The following is a 17,416-nucleotide window of genomic DNA, read 5'->3' on the forward strand; positions in this document are numbered from 1 at the left end:
AACCCAGCAAGCACCCAAGGGTCGAGCCGTAGACTGAAGATCACACCCCGATGCAGCCTGCTTTCGCAGGCGCTTCGGTATTTCCTTCTCTCCAGCCGCGACCCTGTCCGCTGGAAAACTGATTTTGGTGCTTTGCGCTGCACACCCGGGACAGTTGCCATCCCTCTGGATCGTTAAGGCCGATCCATCGCTTGCCTGGTCTGGTGCCACTAAAGAGCGTTGGCTTTCGCCGCGTTTCGCCGGATGCGACCGGCAATTGAGTGAAATCTACAAGTGTTTCTTGGATTGCTGCAAGTGTTTCTTGTAAATATTTACAATGAAAATGGCGCATGGATTTGTAATCCGCCCGTTTTTTGATGGTTTTACAAAGATTTAGGCAATAAAAAACCCGGACTTGCCGGGTTTTTCATCATTCGGTGATGGGAGACTCTGAATCGTCGTACCCTGATCTGACTCTATCGGCAATCGCGTGAAGGGCGGCTGATTCCTCGGAAGTCAGTTTCCCCTCGGCACATCCCATGGTGATGAAAAACAGGTCGGCCATTTCGTGAGCGCTTTGAATCTTGGCGAACCACTCTCCTTCAACCATGTGGCGAAGAAAAGTTTGTTTCATTGTGTCCTCTGCCTGCTTGAGAGCTTGGGAGGCCATCAGATAGTCACCGACGCTTTTTAGAGTGACGTTGTACTCTTCATCGGTGCTCGTCTTTCTTGCTACTTCGGCACGTACGCGAGCGGCGAATGACTCCGTAATGCTCTCGGACATGTCCTGCTTGAACAACGGTGCTTTGCCCATCATCAGCCATTCAGCGGACTTTCCTAACGCTTTGGCTAGATTTTGGAGCCGCGCGCCTTTTGGATGAGCCTTACCAGACTCCCAGCTTTGTACGGCTTGAGGAGTGACAGATAGGATGCGCGCAAGCTCGGACTGATTGAGGTTCAGTTCCTTCCTGGCAGCGGCTATTCGGGATGCAATAGTATTCATGGGCTGAAAATACAGCTCAGTGTTACAAGTTTCATTGCAAATATTACTTGTAGAAAATCCTTCCAATTTGTAGTCTTCCTGCAAATTACCTGAAGAGGTTGCTATGAGTGATAACCCCCCAACCCGAGCGGCCAAAGCCGTAGGGGGCCAGTCTTCGCTGGCCAGAGCACTGAAAATCAAACCCCAAGCCGTTCAGCACTGGTGTGCGACTGGGAAGATTCCTGCTGAGCGTGTGCTTTCGGTGGAGGCCGCCAGCGGTATTTCAAGGCATGAACTGAGGCCGGATCTTTACCCGTCCAACGGTTCGCAGTCGGCGGCCTGACCATGTCGACGAGCCCATTGAACCAAGAGCAGACCGTAAGGGCCCGCAAGAACTATTCGGTTCTCATGCAGCACCTTGCATCTGTCGGCAACGCGCCCGTAGCGCTTGCAGTCGGTTGCGACGAGGCGACTATCAGCCGCATGAAGCCGGAGAAGTTCGAGCAGTTCTGCCAGATCCTGGCTGTGCTCGGGCTCAAGGTCGTCCCTATGGCGATGCAGTGTTTCGACAAGCGAGACATTGAGACCCTTCTGCACCAGGCCAAGCGGTACATGGAGCTGATCCAGAACGTTGACCAGTTGCAGGAGGAGTAGCTGTGGACTGGTTCCGGCTGTATGGCGAGTTCGCCACCGACCCCAAAGTGCAAATGATGAGCGAGGCGATGCAGCGCAGACTGGTCATGCTGTTCTGCCTCGAATGCAGTAACGGTATTGAAACGTTTCATGTAACGGAACGTGAAACATCAATAGCGTTTGCGATGCGCGTTACAGAAGAAATTCTCGCTGAAACCAAGGCCGTATTTTTGGCCAAAGGATTCATTAATGACGACTGGACTTTGGCGAACTGGGAAAAGCGCCAATACGTCTCTGACTCAAGCACAGCAAGGGTTAAGGCCCATCGCGAGAAGAAGAAAAAGGAGGCTGCTGAACGTGAAACACGTATGAAACGTTCCAGTAACGCCCCAGAACAGAACAGAACAGATACAGAACAGAAAGAAACACCACCACCTAACGCGCACGACGCTTTCGACTCGCGAACCAAATTCGCCATGTCCGAGGACTGGCAGCCGAACGAGAAATCGTTTCCCGCCGCCATGACCCTGAACGGACTCGCAGGCCAGGTCTTCGATCAAGACCAGTTTCTCGAATTCAAATCCTTCTGGATCGCATCCCCCGACGACCACCGCACCCAGGCGAAGTGGGAGCACGCGCTTGTCCAGCACCTGAAGCGCGGCATGCGCAACGACCAAGCAAGCGGGAGAACTACCGATGGACGACTCAACAACGCCAGTATCCGACCTGCTCGCCAAGGCTCACTCTCAGCTCCGGACAGAGTCAGAGCAGCCATTGCAGAGCGAGACGCCCGAGAAGCTGCCGCGCGCGCTGATGGACAAGCTGTGGATCAAAATGACGGAGATGTACGGCCATCGCTGGACGGCGAATTTCGGAGTATTGGCTGACCCTGATCATTCCTGGGCAAGCGTGCTCAAGGGCTTGAACGGAACCCAGATCGCCAACGGCTTGAACGCACTGGTCGAAAAGCCGGACGAGTTCGACTGGCCACCGCCGGCGAACGTCTTTCGCGCCATGTGCCTGCAGGTGCCTGGCATGCCTAGCACCAAGGACGCGTGGGTTGAAGCATTGATCGGCGTGTACAGCCACGAAGCCGTCCGAGTAGCTGCCGATGCGACCAGTACGTTTGACCTGCGAGCTGCCAAACAAGGCGACAAAGCCCTGTTCCAGCGCTTCGAACGGAACTACGCCATCGTCATGCGCCGCGCCCAGACCGGCCAGCCGCTGGAGGGGCGGATTGCCAAGGGCATTGGCAGCGACAGCATGCGTCCGGCCATACAGGTCCAGCTCGAGCACAGCCGCAAGGAAGTCGACCACATCGTCGATGTCCTCGAAATCCCCAAAGACCCAAAGGCCTGCCGCGCCATGCTGCTGGCCAAGCTCAACATCCGGAGAGATGGCCATGTGTGAACAGGATCCCGTCAAATTCATCGTTCCGGGCGAAGCCGTGGGCAAGGGCAGGCCACGAGTTACCACCATCGGCGGCCACGCTCGCATGTTCACGCCGACCAAGACCGCAAACTACGAAACACTGATCGCGCTGGCAGCTCAGCAAGCCATGGACGGGCGCGAACTGATCAGCGGGCCCGTGATGGTTGAGCTGCGGATATTCGTCTCCGTTGCCGCGTCATGGTCGAAGAAGAAAACCGCAGAGGCACTGCGCGGCGAAGTCATGCCGACCAAGAAACCAGACGCCGACAACGTCCTGAAAGCGATCTGCGACGGTATCAACGGCATCGTGTTCCGCGACGATGTCCAGGTGGTCAACGTGTCCATGTCCAAACGCTTCGGCGAAACACCGGGCGTCATCGTCAAGGTCATTCCGCTGGAGGGGAGAGCATCGTGAAGAAACCAACCATGCAATGGGCCTGCCGCGAGTTGGCAGAAGGCTGGGTGATGATTGGCGTCGACGTCGACCTGTCGGCACCAGGGCAGCCCGAGTCGCTGCTCGGCTACCGAAGGGCGGTTCATCCGTTCCACTTCGACGAGAGCGACGACCCGGTTATGAGTTTTCAGTCTGTTATCGCTGAAATGACTTACCGGATGTACAGGGGACTTGAGATCGAGGCGGACGCGCAACTTCACCCTGCCTCGCGCGCGCGCACGTTTGGGGCCTGACCATGCTTGCCCTGGCCGAACAGCGGGTTGACTGGTTCACGGTCATCACCGTGCTGTCACGCACCGGCTACTCCCCGCAGTCGGTGGCAGACGCCATCGGCGTGGCGCGTACCACGCTGCTGGGCTGGAAGCAGGGCGCCGAACCTCGTTACACCGAGGGGGAGCGCCTTGTGGCGTTCTGGTGCCAGATCACCGGGAACGACCGTACAAGGCTGCCCATGGTCGCTGTTGGCGACTGGTGGGCTTATCACGCGAAATAGTCGGGAACCCGACACCTCACCTCTCAGATGCTTGCCCTCTCTGATCACAGCTATCACTGAGGGCGGCATCCATGTCCACCACCGCATCCCGCGTTATCCCTGACTACGAGTTCGACCGCGCCGTCGAGGTTTCGGCCGTCATTGGTCGTCTGGTCGTCAGCAACGCGAGCTCGAACCGTGCCGACGTCACCAAGTCCGTGAACGACCTGGTGCTGGAGCTGGCCAAGTACGCGACCGAGCTGCTGGCTGTGCCAAAGGCTGAAGAGCCTGTGGTGGAGTCGCCAGTGACTGATCCAGAGCCGACCACCACCGAGTAACCACCACGGCCACGGCCGTGCGCCGGGCCTTCGCTCCCACAGGAGGCACTACCATGCCAGCACCAGACGATCTGACTGCAAAGACCCCAGGCGAACCGCTCGGCAGCATCACGCCGCTTGCATCCGCCGTGACCGGTGCAGCGGGCGGCACCACTGACACCAACGAATCCAAAGCCGCGCAGGCGCAGCCACCGCTTTATGTGGTCAAGCACATCGCCGGCGGCCGCTGGCGCGTCGTGACCAACGACGATGAGGCCAAGCCCGTTGGTGACTTCGTGGGCGACAAGGTCACCGTGCAGGCCGAGCTGCATCGCCTGCTCGACGGTGGCGAACCGCTCACGCTGGATCCTGAGCGGCTGGCAGACAAGACCGCACTGTCCGAAGCCAAGCCAGCGGCCGCCAGCGATATCGACGCCTCCACCCTCAAGCAAGCAGTGATGACGCCTGACGGATGGCTGTGCCCTGAGCCACCAGTGAAGGGGTAAACCATGGGCAGCAAGCCGAAGAAACCACAGGTCGTTGCCGCGCCAGATCCGCAGGTTGAAGCGCAGAAGGCCGCTGACCTGGCGCAGCAGAAGGCCAACACCGAAACCGCCGCACGTAAGGTGCGCAAGCAGCAGAGCACGCTGCTCTCCACTGGTGGCGCGCGAGGCATTCCCCGACCTGGGGCAACGTCCTCGTCATCGCCTGCCACCGCGTCCGTTCTCGAAACAGGCAAGAGCACCCTCGGATCATGACCCCCGACCAGATCGCCAAAACGTTGAGCACCCTGAAGTCTCTCCGCTCGCCGCATGAGTCGGTCTGGCGTGATTGCTTCGATCACAGCTACCCCATCCGGGGTAGCGGCTTTTGCACCGAGCAGATCACGGCCATGGAAGCGCAGATGCGCAAGGCCCGTCTCATCGATGGCACCACCACAGACGCGGCGCGAATCCTGTCGTCTGGGATCATGTCGGGCCTGACGCCGGCGAACTCGTTGTGGTTCGGCATGGACGTCGGGCAGGAAACCGACGAGGAACGCCGGTGGCTCGACGACTCGGCCGACATCCTCTGGCAGAACATTCACGCATCCAACTTCGACGCGGCCGCCTTTGAGGGGCTGATTGACGTTGTGTGCGCTGGGTGGTTTGCGCTGTACATCGATCAGGATATGCAGAAGGGTGGTTTCACCTTCGACCTTTGGCCAATCGCGAGCGTGTACGCCTCGGCCTCCAAGGCCGGCGGCAAGATCGACACCGTGTATCGCACGTACAAGCTCACGGCTGAGCAGGCGGTGAACGAGTTCGGCGAAGAGAACCTGAGCGAGACCACTCGCAAGCTGGCCAAGGACAAGCCGCAGGAGTTGGTCGAGTTCGTCCACGCGATCTACCCGCGCAGCACGTACATGGTTGGCGCCCGCCTGGCGAAGAACATGCCTGTGGCTTCGTGCAAGGTCGAGGTGGCGGCGAAGAAGCTGGTCAGCGAGTCCGGCTACCACGAAATGCCTGTGGTCGTTCCGCGCTGGATGATGATCCCTGACAGCGTGTATGCGGTCGGCCCGGTGTTCGACGCGCTGCCTGATGCGCGCACCCTCAACGAGCTGTGCCGCATGGACTTGGCAGCCGGTGACCTGGCCATCGCTGGCATGTGGATCGCCGAGGACGACGGGGTTCTCAACCCGCGCACGGTCAAGGTGGGGCCGCGCAAGATCATCGTTGCGAACTCAGTGGAAAGCATGAAGCCGTTGCAAAGTGGTTCGAACTTCCAGTACGCGGAAACGAAGATCGCCCGCTTGCAAGGCTCCATCCGCAAGATCCTGATGGCCGATCAGCTCCAGGCACAGGACGGCCCAGCGATGACAGCCACCGAAGTGCATGTGCGGGTCAACCTGATCCGTCAGTTGCTTGGCCCGGTCTATGGGCGTCTGCAAACCGAGTACCTGCAACCGATGATCGAGCGGTGCTTTGGCATTGCCTACCGCGCTGGCGTGCTCGGCACCGCGCCTGAATCGTTGGCGGGCCGTAACTTCACCGTGCGTTACCTGTCGCCGCTGGCCCGCTCGCAGAAGCTTGAGGAAGTCACTGCGATCGATCAGTTCGTTGGTGGCGCCATTGCTGTTGCCAAGGAAACGCAAGATCCATCGGTGTTGGACAACATCGACATGGACGCAGCGCAGCGCTTCAAGGGCGAGGCGCTGGGCGTTCCGTCTTCCGTCATCCGCAGCGAGGCTGACCGCGACAAGTTGCGCAAGGATCGCGCCGAACAACTCCAGGCACAGCAAGAGCAGGCACAGCAGCAGGCCATGCAGCAGCAGGTTGCTGACGCCACGCTCAAACAACAGGGAGCTGCAGCATGACCGTTGAACAAATCGACGACATGTTCAAGCGCGTGTTCGAGGATCACCACGAAGGCCGGCTGGTGCTGGATATTCTGATTCAGCGCTTTGCCCGCAACGCCTGCACCGTTGGCGGTATCGACGCGGTGCTCAAGACCTACATGCAAGCCGGGAACCGCGAGGTTCTCGATCACATATTGTTGCGGATCAACCGCGCCAACGGCGTGCAAGAAGACGCCAACGACCACAACGAGCAAGGGGAATAACGATGAACTGGTTTATCCATGGCCGACTGGGTCACTTCTTCATGGCTGAGGCAGGCGAGGGCGGTGATGGTGCTGCCGCTGCACCTCCAGCAGCACCGGCGGCCACGCCACCTGCTACGCCTCCCGCCACCAGCGTGCTGGGCAATGCGGCAACCACCGACTTCATTCCCGAGAAGTACCGCACCACCAAAGAGGATGGCAGCATTGATCTGGAAGCATCGTCGCGCAAGGTTGCCGAGGCCTACAAACATCTTGAGACCCGCATGGGTTCTGGTGACGTGCCGCCCAAAACCGCCGAGGAATACGCGGTCAAGTTGGAAGGCGTCGAGGGTTTCGACTGGGAAGAATTCAAGAAGGACGAAGGCACCCAGTCGTTTCTGAAGGGCGCTCACGCTAAGGGCCTGACGAATGATCAGGTGCAGTACGTGATCGGAGAATACATGAAGGCCGCGCCGGGCCTCGTCGAAGGTGGCGTACTGCTCACTGCGCAGGATTGCACCGCTGCACTCAAGGCCGTGTGGACTGATGAACAGACCATGACCAGCAACGTGCGTGCGTCCTTCCGTGCTGCTGAGGCATTCGCCAGCGAGGCAGGCAAGCCGGGCAACTTCGAATCGCTGATGGCCAAGTACGGCAATGACCCTGACTTCATCGCCTTCACCGCCAACATCGGCAAAGAGCTGAAGGAAGATAGCGCCATCAATGGCGGCAACATCGTCAGCGATCAGGACTTCGCTGCCAAGGCGGCAGAACTGCGCGAGCAACTGCAAAAGCTCGACGTGCACGACCCGAAGCGCGCACCTCTCAAGGCCCAGCTCGACGCGATGTACGACTCGAAATACAACAAGCCTCAATCCCGCCTTGGCTGATTCCAGCCGCAAATAGTCGGGAAACCGACACCCTCCATGCACAAACATCGCAGGCATCCCAGCAATGGGCCGGCCTGCGGTGGCACGCAGATACCCGGTAAGCCCCGAGGCGCAGCAAAGCCGATGCACGCCAGGAACCCCGGCCCGCGAAGCGGACACCCGGCAGGCAACCCATTATCTGCATTGGAGTGCATCGTATGTCCCAGCAAATCACCGAGGCGTTTGTCCAGCAGTTCGCTGACAACTTCCGCCATCTGGCTCAGCAAATGAAATCCCGGTTCGAGCCGTGCGTAACGATCGAGCCGAACATCGTGGGCATGTCCAAGTCCGTTAACCGCATGGGCCAGCGTACTGCCAAGCGCCGTACCCAGCGCCACGCTGACACCCCGATCAACGAGCAACCACACAGCACGCGCTTTGTGGATCTGTTCGACTGGGACGATGGCGACATGATCGACGACCAGGACAAGATCCGCATGCTGGTCGATCCGACTTCCGACTACGTCAAGGCAATGGTTGCTTCGCTCAACCGCGCCAAGGATGACGTGGTTATCGCCTCGATGGGCGGCAACTCCCGATCCACCACCGGCAACATCATCCTGCCTACCGCACAGAAAATTGCGGTTGGCGGCACCGGCCTGACCAAAGCCAAGATCATCCAGGCGCGCAAGCTGTTCCGTCGCAACGAGGCGGACAACCACAACGGCGAAGAGCTGTACATCAGCTACACCGCTCAAGCCGCTGCCGACATTCTCGCCGACGCCACCTTGACCAGCGCTGATTATCTGGCTGGCAAGTTCCTCGAAGACGGTGACGTTGAAGGCAAGTGGATGGGCTTCAACTGGATTCCCTCCGAGCGCACTCCGTTCGACGGCGCTACTCGCAAGCTGTACGCGTGGGCTAAATCCGGCGTAACGCTGGGCAAGGGTGCCGATATCACCACGAAAGTGGGTGAGGATCCGGGCAAGGGCTTCAACGTCCGTATCTACGCCAAGATGTCCATCGGCGCGGTGCGGGTCGAAGAAGAGAAGGTCGTCGAAATCTCGGTAACCGAAGCCCCATAAGGGGCTAAGGCCTTCTCTCTACCCATTCAGGAGCAACCATCATGGCTGTAGTTACCACCAAATCCGTCGCCGTTACCAACGCCGACGCACTGCCGCAAACGCTGTCGCCGCAAAGGATCGACGGCGGTCGTTTGCGCGAACGCCTTGGTTTTGTCGAGGCAACCGCAACCGATTCCATTGCATCCGTGTACCGCCTGGTGCGCATCAACTCCGGTGACCGTATTTCCCGGGTTCTGCTGTCTTGCGATGCGATCACCACCGCAGTTGGCGATATCGGCATCTACGACGTCACCGCCGTCAACGCTGGTGCCGCCGTAGACGTGGACTTCTTCGCCTCGGCGCAAGCGCTTACCGCTGCGCTGGTCAACGTGGATGTGACCCATGAAGCGGATGCTGCTGATGCCGGGGCCGGCTTCGGTCTGGCCGACGTCGAGAAACCCCTGTGGCAGGCCTTGGGTCTGGCTGCTGACCCGGGCAAGCAGTACGACGTGGCCGTAACCCTGACCGCTGCAGCAACTGGTGCGGGCACCATCGGCCTGAAACTTCAGTACGTCGACGGCAACTGATCATTCGCGGCGCCAAGGATGGCAATTAACTCAACCGGGGCCGCGTGCCCCGGTCTTTTTATCTGGAGGTTTTGACGATGGCCACGGCAACCGGTGTGTCGATCTGCTCCAACGCGCTGTTGATGCTCGGCTCGCAGACCATCAATGACTTCGACGACCAGCTCAATCTGGATCGGGCCAAGCTTTGCGCCAACCTGTACCCAAGCACGCGCGACCACATGCTGCGCCTGCATCCTTGGAACTGCGCGGTAAAGCGCATTGTTCTGTCCCCTGATGCAATCCCCCCGGCCTTTGGCTACAGCCAGCAATTCCAGCTCCCGGCTGATTTCCTCCGTGTGCTGGAGGTCGGCGAGGCTGGTTTGCAGATCGATTATCTGGTGGAAGGCCAGACCATCCAGGCCGACGCCACCGTGCTGGAGCTGCGCTACATCTTCCGCAACGATGTAGAAAGCACATGGGATGCGGCGCTGGTTGAGCTGGTAACGCTGGCGATGGCCGCTGCATTGGCCTACCCGGTGACTCAGTCGGCCGCTATGCGCGATTCGATCCGCCAGGAACTGGAGATGGCCAAGAAGGTGGCCCGCGCCGTTGACGGTCAGGAGGATCCACCGCAGACCCTCGGCGACGAGCGCCTGCTCGCTGCTCGCTTTGGAGCCTACCGATAATGCCCCGCGTAACTGCAATTCAGACCAACTTCACCGCCGGCGAGCTGTCCCCGCGCATGCTTGGCCGTGTCGATATCGCCAGGTACCAGAACGGCGCCGAGAGGGTAGAGAACGCTTGGCCGCTGATCCACGGCGGCGCTATTCGTCGTGACGGCATGCTGTACGTGGGAACAACCAAATACCCAGGCATGGGCGTTCGGCTGATCCCGTACATCTTCAATCGCAGCCAGGCCTACATGTGCGAGTTTGGCGAGTACTACGTGCGAATCTACTTCTCGAACGGGGTCTACACCGGCGTCGAACTGCAAAGCCCATACACCTCGGCAATGCTGCCGTCGACCGATTATGTGCAGGGCGCCGACACGATGTTCCTGTTTAACCAGGCCGTCCCGGTATATCGACTGCGCCGGAATAGTGATTTTGAATGGACGCTCGCGCCGGCGCCGTTCGTGACCCAGCCCTTCGACGAGAAGGGTTTTTTCGTCAACTCTCCGATGAACATCAATGACCGGACGGTGGGCGGCGGACGAATCGTCACCGCGGCTGCCGTATTCATGGCCTCGGATGTAGGGCGTGAGATATGGGCGGGCGGTGGTGTAGCTAAGATCACCGGGTTCACCAGCACCACGGTGGTGACGGTTGATGTTCTTACAGAGTTCTCGCTGAACAACTTCCCGAACTGGGCGCTGAAAGGATCACCACAGACAACCAACACGCCAAGCGTCAAAGACCCTGTGGGGGCTAGCACAACCCTGACACTGACGGTTGCAGGCTGGCGTCCTGAGGACGTCGGAAAATTCGTAAAGATCAACGGTGGCCTAGTCGAAATTACGTCTTACACCAGCTCGACAGTCGTGAACGGCATCATTCGATCGGCAATGACGGCTGTAGTCGCATCGCCTGCGAATGCGTGGAGCCTGGAATCGTCGGTGTGGAACCTGCTCGACGGGTATCCTGGCACTGGCACGCTGCACGAGCAGCGGCTTGTCATGGCGGGTTCCCCCAGCTATCCGCAAACCATCTGGGAATCGCGCACCGGTGAGTACCTGAACTTTGAGCTGGGCACGAAAGATGACGATGCCATGGCGTTCACGGTGTCGAGCGACCAGATCAACCCGATCACCCATCTCGCCCAGATCAAGGCCTTGATCGCTCTGACCTATGGCGGCGAGTTCAGCCTGACAGGGGGCGTCGAGAAGCCAATCACCCCCACGAACATCCAGGTCAAAAACCAATCCGTGTACGGCTGCAACAACGTCAAGCCTGTTCGCATCGGCAACGAGCTGTATTTCATGCAGCGTTCTAACCGCAAGCTGCGGGCCTTGGCCTACAAGTTCGACTCCGATGCCTACGGCGCTCCGGACATGTCGGTGCTGTCTGAACACATCACAGAGAGCGGCATTATGGACATGGCCTACCAGCAGGAGCCGGAGTCGATCCTGTATCTGGTTCGGGCTGACGGCGTGCTGGCCACGCTCACAATTGACCGCGACCAGGATGTCGTCGGCTGGGCGCGCCAGATCACCGATGGCAAGTTCCAATCCATTGCGTCCATCCCCACCGACGATGGAGAACAGGTCTGGGCCGTTGTTCGGCGCACGGTCGGCGGGAAGCTGGTGCAGTACCTGGAGCGGTTTGTAAGCGGCGTCCAGGTGGATAGCGGAATCATCGCCAGCAATGCCGGCGGCGCCACTGACTGGGGTGCTCTCGATCACTTGGAAGGTCGGGTGGTCGATGTGGTGGCTGATGGTGTGGTGATGCAGCCGCAGACCGTGCTGAATGGAAAAATCAGCCTGCCGCGCAAGGCGTTCACCGTTCAGATCGGACTGAAGTACGTCACAACCATCAAGACGCTGACTCCTGAAATCGGAACTCCCACCGGCAGCGCGCAGGGCAACAGCATGCGCATCGGCGAAATCACTCTGCGATTCCTCAAGACCATTGGTTGCAAGATCAACGGTCAGACCGTGGCTTTCCGCAACCTTGGCGCCCAGGTGCTCGACAAGCCGCCACCACTGTTCACCGGCGATCACCGCATGGAAAACCTTGGGTGGGATCGCGGCCAGGCCCAGTTGCTGATCGTGCAGGACCAGCCGCTGCCGTTCCACCTGCTTTGCGTCATCAAAAAAATAACCGTCAACGATTGAGGTTCCCATGATCCGGCCTGCCAAACATTCGGATGTGCCCCGGCTCGTTGAGCTGGCGATCCTGCTGCACTCGACCAGCGACTATTCAACTATGGCGTTCTGTCCAGAGAAGACAGGCGCTTTCTTTCACGAACTTATCAATGGCCAAGGTGTGATCTTTGTGGCCGAGGTCGACGATGTCGTAGTGGGCGGTATGGCTGGCGGCGTCATTGATCAATGGTTCAGCCATGACCTCATTGCCTACGATTACTCGCTGTTCGTTGAACCATCCAAGCGCAACGGAGTGCTTGCTGTGCGGCTCATTCAGACCTTCAAGGAATGGGCACGGATCAAGGGCGCCAAGCAAATTCACATGGGTATCGGCACGGGCGTCAATGTTGAAAGCACGACCCGGCTTTATGAATCGCAAGGGCTGCGCAAGATCGGCCCGTTATTGATGATGGAGATTTGACCATGGCAGTCGGTGCAGCAGCATATGCGGCCTATGCCGCCTTGGCAGCAGCTACGGTTTACTCGGTGTACACCACCCAGCAATCCGGCAAGCAGGCCAGTCTTAACGCCGAAGCGCAGAGCGATCAGTCGAAGCTGGATGCTGATACAGCAGCCAGCGCCGCTGTGGTGCAGGCAGAGCGCATCCGCAAGCTCGCACGCATTCAGGCCAGTGAGGCGAATGCCGCCCTTGCAGGCTCTGGCGTTGAGGTGGGTGAGGGCACGGCCGTCAACATCAATGAGGAGATCATCGGCAACGCCGAGGAAGATGCCGCGCTGACCATCTTCAACGGAAAGAATCAGCAGTCCCGTCTGTACAACGACGCCGCGAACTACAGCCTTGCCGGGTCACAGGCGCGCTCGAACGCCAACTCACAGTCGATCGGCACCGTGCTGTCAGCCGGTGCTCAGGCCGGCATGTCGTGGAAGGCATCGGCTGCGGGAACTAACGCGACGACACCGAAGGTTGGGGGTAACGCCTGATGGCACAGATTCCGCTTGGAAGCTTCGGACAGGGCCGTGTGCAGCAGGAGGTTGCGCAGAACCGCGTCATGCCGATCGATACGCGCGCTCAGGATCGCGCGGCGCAGGAGGTCGCCGGCACCGTGCAGAACACGGCGCTGGGCGTTCTCGACCAGATCAACAAGGAAGACAAGGCGCTGTCGCGGGTGAAAGCCAGCAACGCGCTGATCGATCGTGAGTCGCAGATCAAGACTATCGCCACTGACCTTGATGAGCAGATGCGCACCGGCAAGCTGTCCTATGACAAGTCGGAAGAGGCGTACAACACTGCAGTGTCCAAGCTGCCACCGCTGGAAACTCCCGGGCTTGATGAAGCTCAGCAGGGCGAGATAGGCAACTCGCTCAAGCGTATGCAGTTGGGCGGTCTTGATCGCGTGCGCGAAGCCTCGGCAAAGGGACGCATCCAGTCGGCCCAGTCCGATCTGGTGGCACGTATGGACATGTTGGGCAAGGACGCTGCAATGCCCGGGGCGGACGTCTCACAGATCAACGCCCGCATGGACGCCGAGGATATCGACGTTGCCGGGCGCCTGGCGTTTGGTGAAGCGTGGGCCAGCAAGAAGCAGGAATTCAAGGACAACAACTGGTCGACCCACGCAACCCAGCGCGTGATCGAGGCGCGGGAAAGCCTTGGCAGCCTCCAAAAGGTCGAGCACGACCTCACCGCAGCGGATGGCTTCTACGCGCAGAAGCTGGATCCGGAGAAGCGCAACCAGTTGCTCAACACCGTGAGCGGCCGAATCTTCCAGGTGAAGGAGCACCAGCAGCGCCAGGCCGAGATGCGCGAGATGAAGGCCGAGCGCGTGCTTAATCAGATGGATCGGCAGGCGGCTACCGGCATTCCTCCTACGCCGGCAGATCAGCAGCGCTGGAAATCTGCACTGTCCGGCACGTCCATGGCTGGTGAGTACAGCACTCGAATCGGTGAGATGAACGTAGTGCAGGGCCTGCTGCGGCAGCCTTTGGCGGTTCAACAGCAGTACATCGAGCGCAAGCGCTTCGAGATGGCCAAGAACGGCGCCAGCGTCACCGAGCAAGCAAACGTCAGTCGCCTACAAACCGCCGTCGACAACAACATCAAGCTGCTGCGCGAAAACCCGCTCACCTTCAACGCCATGCGCACCGGCGTTGACGTTGAGCCGTTGGACGTTTCGGGCATCGCCACGCCGGAAGGGAAGGTAAAGCTCGGTGAGCAGATCGCCAACCGCTTCGACGTGGTCAACTCCGTGCGCAAGGCCTACGGTCCAGAGGTGGCGCGTAGTCCGTGGAAGCCGGAAGAGCAGCAGATGCTGGCGTCGGTACTCGCGCAGGCAGACGACGGCACCAAGTTGCAACTGTTCGGCGCCATCGCTGCTGCATCACCTTCCGGCTCCGACTATGCCGCTGCCATCAAGCCGCTTGCCGCCGATCAACCGATCACCGTGCTGGCCGGCATGGCTCAGTTCCGCGAGCTGAAAGGCGTGGACGGCACCAATGTTCCCCAGACCCTGCTGGCCGGGGACAAGGTGCTGAAGGACAAGTCCACCCCCATGCCCAAGGATTCCTACTTCCGCACGGCGTTCGATGAACATGCAGGCGTTGCCCTTGCACCTGGTACGCCGCAGCGCGAGCAGGCTTATCTGGCGTTCAAGTCCCTGTATGCAGGCACCGCCGCAGCAAAAGGCCTGCAATATGAGGATGGTGACGACCTCGACAGCAAGACCGCGCAGGCGGCGTTCGATATGGCGACTGGCGGCGTAACCGAGCGCGGCGGGGCCAAGGTCATCAAGCCCTACAACATGCCGGACAGGGATTTCGACAATGCCGTCGATGTCCAGTTGCAGGGACTTTCCGAGCGCACCAAGTTCCCGGTTGGCCAGCTCGAAGACATGCCGCTGTCACCGGTACCGGGCAAGGAGGGGTCTTACTACCTGCTCAACGCGGGTCGTGTGCAGATCGACCCAACGACCAAAGAACCGATGGTGGTGAAAATCAAATGAGCTGGCTAGACGGGATGGTCGAAGAGAGCGAAGCCGCGAGCCAGGATCAACGCTTGGGGCGGACTGAGGATAAGCCTGCGCCGGGTGTTTTCACTGGCGCCTATGACGCACTGGGCCAAGGCCTGGTGCGTGGCGGCATCGAAGCCGTGAACACCGCCAAGTCTCTGGTGGTGCAGGCGGCTGGTGCTGATCAAACGATGAATCTGGGACTGAGCGGAATGGTGCTGGATGGCCAGGACGCCGAGCAGCAGATAGACCAGATCACCACCGACACCGAGCGCCGGGCCAATGAGATCGGCAAGGACACAGCTCAGGCTGTGGAGTTGCTGCGCCCAGACCCCACAGAGGTTGGCATCGTTGGGCAGATCCTTGGCGAGGCTGCCGCTGTTCTCCCGCGTACGGTTGTCGGTGCGGTGACTGCTGGCCCTTTGGGAGCTGCGGTTGCTGCTGGCGCCCCTGCCGGTTACGCCGGTAAGCAGGAAGCCACGGCCGAGGGCATCGACGAGGCGACCGCCTACGGCAAAGGCGCTATCGACGCGCTGACCATTGGCGTCGGTGCGGTGCTGCCGGCTGCACGCTTCGTCAAGCCGCTGCTCGGTGATGCCGCAATAGCTGTGGGCGCGAACGTTGGATTGGGTATTGCGGGGCGCAGCGCTACCGCCGCTTTGCTTGAGAACGGCGGCTACCACTTGCAGGCGGCTCAGTATCAGGCGCTCGACAGCACCGCTATTGCCACTGATGCGATTCTCGGCGCGGCATTCTTCGGCATTGGTCGCGCAGGCCTTCGCCGCCCGACCACTACGCAGGTCGACGCCGCGCTGTCCGAACGCACGTTTCAGCACGCCGATATCGACACTGCACCAGGCGCGGCGATCAACCCGCAATCTGCCGTTGCGCACCAGGACGCAATCCGTACCGCCATCGCTCAACTGAGCCGGGGTGAAAAGGTAGTGCTGCCTGAGAGCATCCACTCAGCCGAGTTCATGCGTGAAGCGGACGCCGCCCCGGTGATGGCGCCAAGCCGCGATGTTGCGCTGGCCACCGCCCGACAGGATCTGGAGCCAGCATTGCGCACTGAGCTGGAGCAGGAAGCCGCCGGCATTCTGCCAAACGTGAAGGACGTGAAAACCGAGCTGTCCTCCGTGGCCCGCAGCATTGAGGGGCTGGAAGACACCTTCCGCGCTCGAGCAAAAGACTTCCAGCAGCAAGGCCAGGGCCGCAAGCGTGCCGAACAGTCAGCACGCCAAGCGATCGAGGCTGAGCGTATGGCACTGACCGATCGTCAATCTGCGCTGACTGACAGCCTGACCGGCAACCGTTCCGCTGAACTGGCGCGGGGCGATCTGGCGGCCATGGATCGTGGCGAGGTTCCGGCGCGCTTTCAGGATCGAGTGAAGGGCAGGGCTGATGCCATCGTGCAGGGCTTCAACAAGACGCCGCTCGCCGCCGGCGTGATAGAGGCCAACACCAAGTTGACCATGGCCCAGACGGCACAGCAGGAAATCCGCCGTATCCTTGACGATATCGAACGCGCCGAACCGACGTTACAGGCCAAGCCGCTTGATATTCCCGCCTCAAAAAATGTTGGAAAACCGGAAACGTCGGCGCAGGCCGATGCATCAAAACCCACCAAAAGCGGATCGGAACCCGCGAAACCTGCATCAGAAAGCCCTGAAACTGAATCACCAGCGGGCAAACCTGCATCAGATCCAGAGTTGCAGGTTGCCGACGAGATCCTGAGCCGCATGGATGACATGCGACTGTCCACTGGCGCGATGGACGCCGACGGCAACCCGATCACCGTTTCTGCGCGGGAGCTGCTGGCGCAGGCCGATGCCGATATCGCCCGCGCGCAGGAGGAATCCAAAGGCTTCGCCGCTGCTGCTGCTTGCTTCTTGCAGCGAGGTATTGATTGAATGCTGGAAATTGAGGAAGGAACTCTGGAGTGAAAGCATTCAATTTCCCAAGACCGATAAACCGGATCGGATTCGTCGTCTTTTGCATCGGCCTGCTGATGCTCACTGTTTCATATCTCTCTACCGCCGATTTCAGATACGACAGTGTGAGGTTCGCCAGTTATTACAAGCTTATGGAGAGCAACGCTCGCGAATGGTGGCAGCATGTTTTCAGGATGGGCATTCCGGTAGCTTTCGTCGGTGCCTGGGTCGCGTGGTTTTTTGATCCTACGCTTGGACGCGTAGCGCGCTGGATTAGATCCGGCAATTGGAGAGATTCTAAATAGTCGG

At 59.8% G+C, this 17,416-nt stretch carries 24 protein-coding genes; 22 read left to right on the forward strand and 2 right to left on the reverse strand.

Annotation, left to right across the window (positions count from 1 at the left end):
- Window positions 1-40: 40 nt before the first annotated feature.
- Together CAF73_RS29590 and CAF73_RS03565 are read right to left on the reverse strand one after the other, a co-directional pair.
- Window positions 41-331 (reverse strand): hypothetical protein, encoded by a 291-nt coding sequence (locus CAF73_RS29590; protein ID WP_139834801.1) that lies wholly within the window; start codon window positions 329-331, stop codon window positions 41-43.
- Window positions 332-409: 78 nt separating this feature from the next.
- Window positions 410-1,048: a helix-turn-helix domain-containing protein gene (locus CAF73_RS03565; RefSeq protein ID WP_139834802.1), complete on the reverse strand. Its 639-nt coding sequence runs from the start codon at window positions 1,046-1,048 to the stop codon at window positions 410-412.
- A gap of 37 nt (window positions 1,049-1,085) precedes the next feature.
- Here CAF73_RS03565 and CAF73_RS03570 point away from each other — a divergent pair, with 37 nt between their 5' ends.
- From CAF73_RS03570 to CAF73_RS03670, 22 genes are all read left to right on the forward strand, one after another.
- On the forward strand, window positions 1,086-1,304 hold the full coding sequence (locus CAF73_RS03570) for a YdaS family helix-turn-helix protein (protein WP_085701943.1): 219 nt from the start codon (window positions 1,086-1,088) through the stop codon (window positions 1,302-1,304).
- Window positions 1,305-1,306: 2 nt separating this feature from the next.
- The gene (locus CAF73_RS03575) at window positions 1,307-1,615 is read left to right on the forward strand and encodes a CII family transcriptional regulator (protein WP_047299716.1); all 309 of its coding nucleotides are present in this window, start codon (window positions 1,307-1,309) and stop codon (window positions 1,613-1,615) included.
- A 2-nt stretch (window positions 1,616-1,617) separates the two neighbouring features.
- Window positions 1,618-2,481 carry a DnaT-like ssDNA-binding domain-containing protein gene (locus tag CAF73_RS30385; RefSeq protein ID WP_256574600.1) on the forward strand — a complete coding sequence of 288 codons (864 nt, stop codon included), beginning with the start codon at window positions 1,618-1,620 and terminating at the stop codon, window positions 2,479-2,481.
- Window positions 2,474-3,004, forward strand: coding sequence for a hypothetical protein (locus tag CAF73_RS03580; protein ID WP_256574601.1), 531 nt, complete (start codon window positions 2,474-2,476; stop codon window positions 3,002-3,004). Before CAF73_RS30385 ends, CAF73_RS03580 begins: the two co-directional genes overlap by 8 nt.
- Entirely contained in the window at window positions 2,997-3,440 is a 444-nt protein-coding gene (locus tag CAF73_RS03585; RefSeq protein ID WP_085701945.1) for a RusA family crossover junction endodeoxyribonuclease, read from the forward strand. Before CAF73_RS03580 ends, CAF73_RS03585 begins: the two co-directional genes overlap by 8 nt.
- Entirely contained in the window at window positions 3,437-3,712 is a 276-nt protein-coding gene (locus CAF73_RS03590) for a hypothetical protein (protein ID WP_139834803.1), read from the forward strand. Before CAF73_RS03585 ends, CAF73_RS03590 begins: the two co-directional genes overlap by 4 nt.
- Before the next feature lie 2 nt (window positions 3,713-3,714).
- The gene (locus CAF73_RS03595) at window positions 3,715-3,972 is read left to right on the forward strand and encodes a hypothetical protein (protein WP_085701947.1); all 258 of its coding nucleotides are present in this window, start codon (window positions 3,715-3,717) and stop codon (window positions 3,970-3,972) included.
- A 71-nt stretch (window positions 3,973-4,043) separates the two neighbouring features.
- Window positions 4,044-4,289 (forward strand): hypothetical protein, encoded by a 246-nt coding sequence (locus CAF73_RS03600; protein WP_085701948.1) that lies wholly within the window; start codon window positions 4,044-4,046, stop codon window positions 4,287-4,289.
- Between the two features lie 53 nt (window positions 4,290-4,342).
- Window positions 4,343-4,774, forward strand: a complete 432-nt coding sequence (locus CAF73_RS03605; RefSeq protein WP_085701949.1) for a hypothetical protein — start codon at window positions 4,343-4,345, stop codon at window positions 4,772-4,774.
- Between the two features lie 3 nt (window positions 4,775-4,777).
- Window positions 4,778-5,026, forward strand: coding sequence for a hypothetical protein (locus CAF73_RS03610; protein WP_085701950.1), 249 nt, complete (start codon window positions 4,778-4,780; stop codon window positions 5,024-5,026).
- Window positions 5,023-6,624, forward strand: coding sequence for a portal protein (locus CAF73_RS03615; RefSeq protein ID WP_176247704.1), 1,602 nt, complete (start codon window positions 5,023-5,025; stop codon window positions 6,622-6,624). Before CAF73_RS03610 ends, CAF73_RS03615 begins: the two co-directional genes overlap by 4 nt.
- Window positions 6,621-6,869: a hypothetical protein gene (locus tag CAF73_RS03620; protein WP_085701952.1), complete on the forward strand. Its 249-nt coding sequence runs from the start codon at window positions 6,621-6,623 to the stop codon at window positions 6,867-6,869. The genes CAF73_RS03615 and CAF73_RS03620 overlap by 4 nt, the downstream gene beginning before the upstream one ends.
- 2 nt (window positions 6,870-6,871) lie before the next feature.
- The gene (locus CAF73_RS03625; RefSeq protein WP_085701953.1) at window positions 6,872-7,738 is read left to right on the forward strand and encodes a hypothetical protein; all 867 of its coding nucleotides are present in this window, start codon (window positions 6,872-6,874) and stop codon (window positions 7,736-7,738) included.
- Between the two features lie 197 nt (window positions 7,739-7,935).
- Window positions 7,936-8,802 (forward strand): phage capsid protein, encoded by an 867-nt coding sequence (locus CAF73_RS03630; protein ID WP_256574602.1) that lies wholly within the window; start codon window positions 7,936-7,938, stop codon window positions 8,800-8,802.
- Between the two features lie 41 nt (window positions 8,803-8,843).
- Window positions 8,844-9,368: a hypothetical protein gene (locus CAF73_RS03635; RefSeq protein ID WP_085701955.1), complete on the forward strand. Its 525-nt coding sequence runs from the start codon at window positions 8,844-8,846 to the stop codon at window positions 9,366-9,368.
- 77 nt (window positions 9,369-9,445) lie between these two features.
- On the forward strand, window positions 9,446-10,033 hold the full coding sequence (locus tag CAF73_RS03640) for a hypothetical protein (RefSeq protein ID WP_085701956.1): 588 nt from the start codon (window positions 9,446-9,448) through the stop codon (window positions 10,031-10,033).
- Window positions 10,033-12,180, forward strand: coding sequence for a hypothetical protein (locus tag CAF73_RS03645; RefSeq protein ID WP_085701957.1), 2,148 nt, complete (start codon window positions 10,033-10,035; stop codon window positions 12,178-12,180). The genes CAF73_RS03640 and CAF73_RS03645 overlap by 1 nt, the downstream gene beginning before the upstream one ends.
- A gap of 7 nt (window positions 12,181-12,187) precedes the next feature.
- Window positions 12,188-12,631: a GNAT family N-acetyltransferase gene (locus CAF73_RS03650; protein ID WP_085701958.1), complete on the forward strand. Its 444-nt coding sequence runs from the start codon at window positions 12,188-12,190 to the stop codon at window positions 12,629-12,631.
- A gap of 2 nt (window positions 12,632-12,633) precedes the next feature.
- The gene (locus CAF73_RS03655) at window positions 12,634-13,152 is read left to right on the forward strand and encodes a hypothetical protein (protein ID WP_085701959.1); all 519 of its coding nucleotides are present in this window, start codon (window positions 12,634-12,636) and stop codon (window positions 13,150-13,152) included.
- On the forward strand, window positions 13,152-15,170 hold the full coding sequence (locus tag CAF73_RS03660; RefSeq protein WP_085701960.1) for a hypothetical protein: 2,019 nt from the start codon (window positions 13,152-13,154) through the stop codon (window positions 15,168-15,170). The genes CAF73_RS03655 and CAF73_RS03660 overlap by 1 nt, the downstream gene beginning before the upstream one ends.
- Window positions 15,167-17,086, forward strand: coding sequence for a hypothetical protein (locus tag CAF73_RS03665; RefSeq protein WP_139834804.1), 1,920 nt, complete (start codon window positions 15,167-15,169; stop codon window positions 17,084-17,086). The genes CAF73_RS03660 and CAF73_RS03665 overlap by 4 nt, the downstream gene beginning before the upstream one ends.
- A 29-nt stretch (window positions 17,087-17,115) precedes the next feature.
- A complete protein-coding gene (locus tag CAF73_RS03670) occupies window positions 17,116-17,412 on the forward strand; it encodes a hypothetical protein (protein WP_085701962.1) in 297 nt (98 codons plus the stop codon).
- Window positions 17,413-17,416: the final 4 nt, after the last annotated feature.

This window comes from Pseudomonas sp. B15(2017) (assembly GCF_002113215.1).
GTDB lineage: Bacteria > Pseudomonadota > Gammaproteobacteria > Pseudomonadales > Pseudomonadaceae > Aquipseudomonas.

Excerpts from the sequence above, each read along its gene's own strand:
- CAF73_RS03570 (WP_085701943.1), top strand. The coding sequence starts at position 1,086 with ATGAGTGATAACCCCCCAACCCGAGCGGCCAAAGCCGTAGGGGGCCAG.
- CAF73_RS03605 (WP_085701949.1), top strand. The coding sequence starts at position 4,343 with ATGCCAGCACCAGACGATCTGACTGCAAAGACCCCAGGCGAACCGCTC.
- CAF73_RS03660 (WP_085701960.1), top strand. The coding sequence starts at position 13,152 with ATGGCACAGATTCCGCTTGGAAGCTTCGGACAGGGCCGTGTGCAGCAG.
- CAF73_RS03645 (WP_085701957.1), top strand. The coding sequence starts at position 10,033 with ATGCCCCGCGTAACTGCAATTCAGACCAACTTCACCGCCGGCGAGCTG.
- CAF73_RS29590 (WP_139834801.1), bottom strand. The coding sequence starts at position 331 with ATGCGCCATTTTCATTGTAAATATTTACAAGAAACACTTGCAGCAATC.
- CAF73_RS03620 (WP_085701952.1), top strand. The coding sequence starts at position 6,621 with ATGACCGTTGAACAAATCGACGACATGTTCAAGCGCGTGTTCGAGGAT.
- CAF73_RS03655 (WP_085701959.1), top strand. The coding sequence starts at position 12,634 with ATGGCAGTCGGTGCAGCAGCATATGCGGCCTATGCCGCCTTGGCAGCA.
- CAF73_RS03640 (WP_085701956.1), top strand. The coding sequence starts at position 9,446 with ATGGCCACGGCAACCGGTGTGTCGATCTGCTCCAACGCGCTGTTGATG.
- CAF73_RS03600 (WP_085701948.1), top strand. The coding sequence starts at position 4,044 with ATGTCCACCACCGCATCCCGCGTTATCCCTGACTACGAGTTCGACCGC.
- CAF73_RS03575 (WP_047299716.1), top strand. The coding sequence starts at position 1,307 with ATGTCGACGAGCCCATTGAACCAAGAGCAGACCGTAAGGGCCCGCAAG.
- CAF73_RS03635 (WP_085701955.1), top strand. The coding sequence starts at position 8,844 with ATGGCTGTAGTTACCACCAAATCCGTCGCCGTTACCAACGCCGACGCA.
- CAF73_RS03585 (WP_085701945.1), top strand. The coding sequence starts at position 2,997 with ATGTGTGAACAGGATCCCGTCAAATTCATCGTTCCGGGCGAAGCCGTG.
- CAF73_RS03625 (WP_085701953.1), top strand. The coding sequence starts at position 6,872 with ATGAACTGGTTTATCCATGGCCGACTGGGTCACTTCTTCATGGCTGAG.
- CAF73_RS03665 (WP_139834804.1), top strand. The coding sequence starts at position 15,167 with ATGAGCTGGCTAGACGGGATGGTCGAAGAGAGCGAAGCCGCGAGCCAG.
- CAF73_RS03610 (WP_085701950.1), top strand. The coding sequence starts at position 4,778 with ATGGGCAGCAAGCCGAAGAAACCACAGGTCGTTGCCGCGCCAGATCCG.
- CAF73_RS03595 (WP_085701947.1), top strand. The coding sequence starts at position 3,715 with ATGCTTGCCCTGGCCGAACAGCGGGTTGACTGGTTCACGGTCATCACC.
- CAF73_RS03630 (WP_256574602.1), top strand. The coding sequence starts at position 7,936 with ATGTCCCAGCAAATCACCGAGGCGTTTGTCCAGCAGTTCGCTGACAAC.
- CAF73_RS03650 (WP_085701958.1), top strand. The coding sequence starts at position 12,188 with ATGATCCGGCCTGCCAAACATTCGGATGTGCCCCGGCTCGTTGAGCTG.
- CAF73_RS03615 (WP_176247704.1), top strand. The coding sequence starts at position 5,023 with ATGACCCCCGACCAGATCGCCAAAACGTTGAGCACCCTGAAGTCTCTC.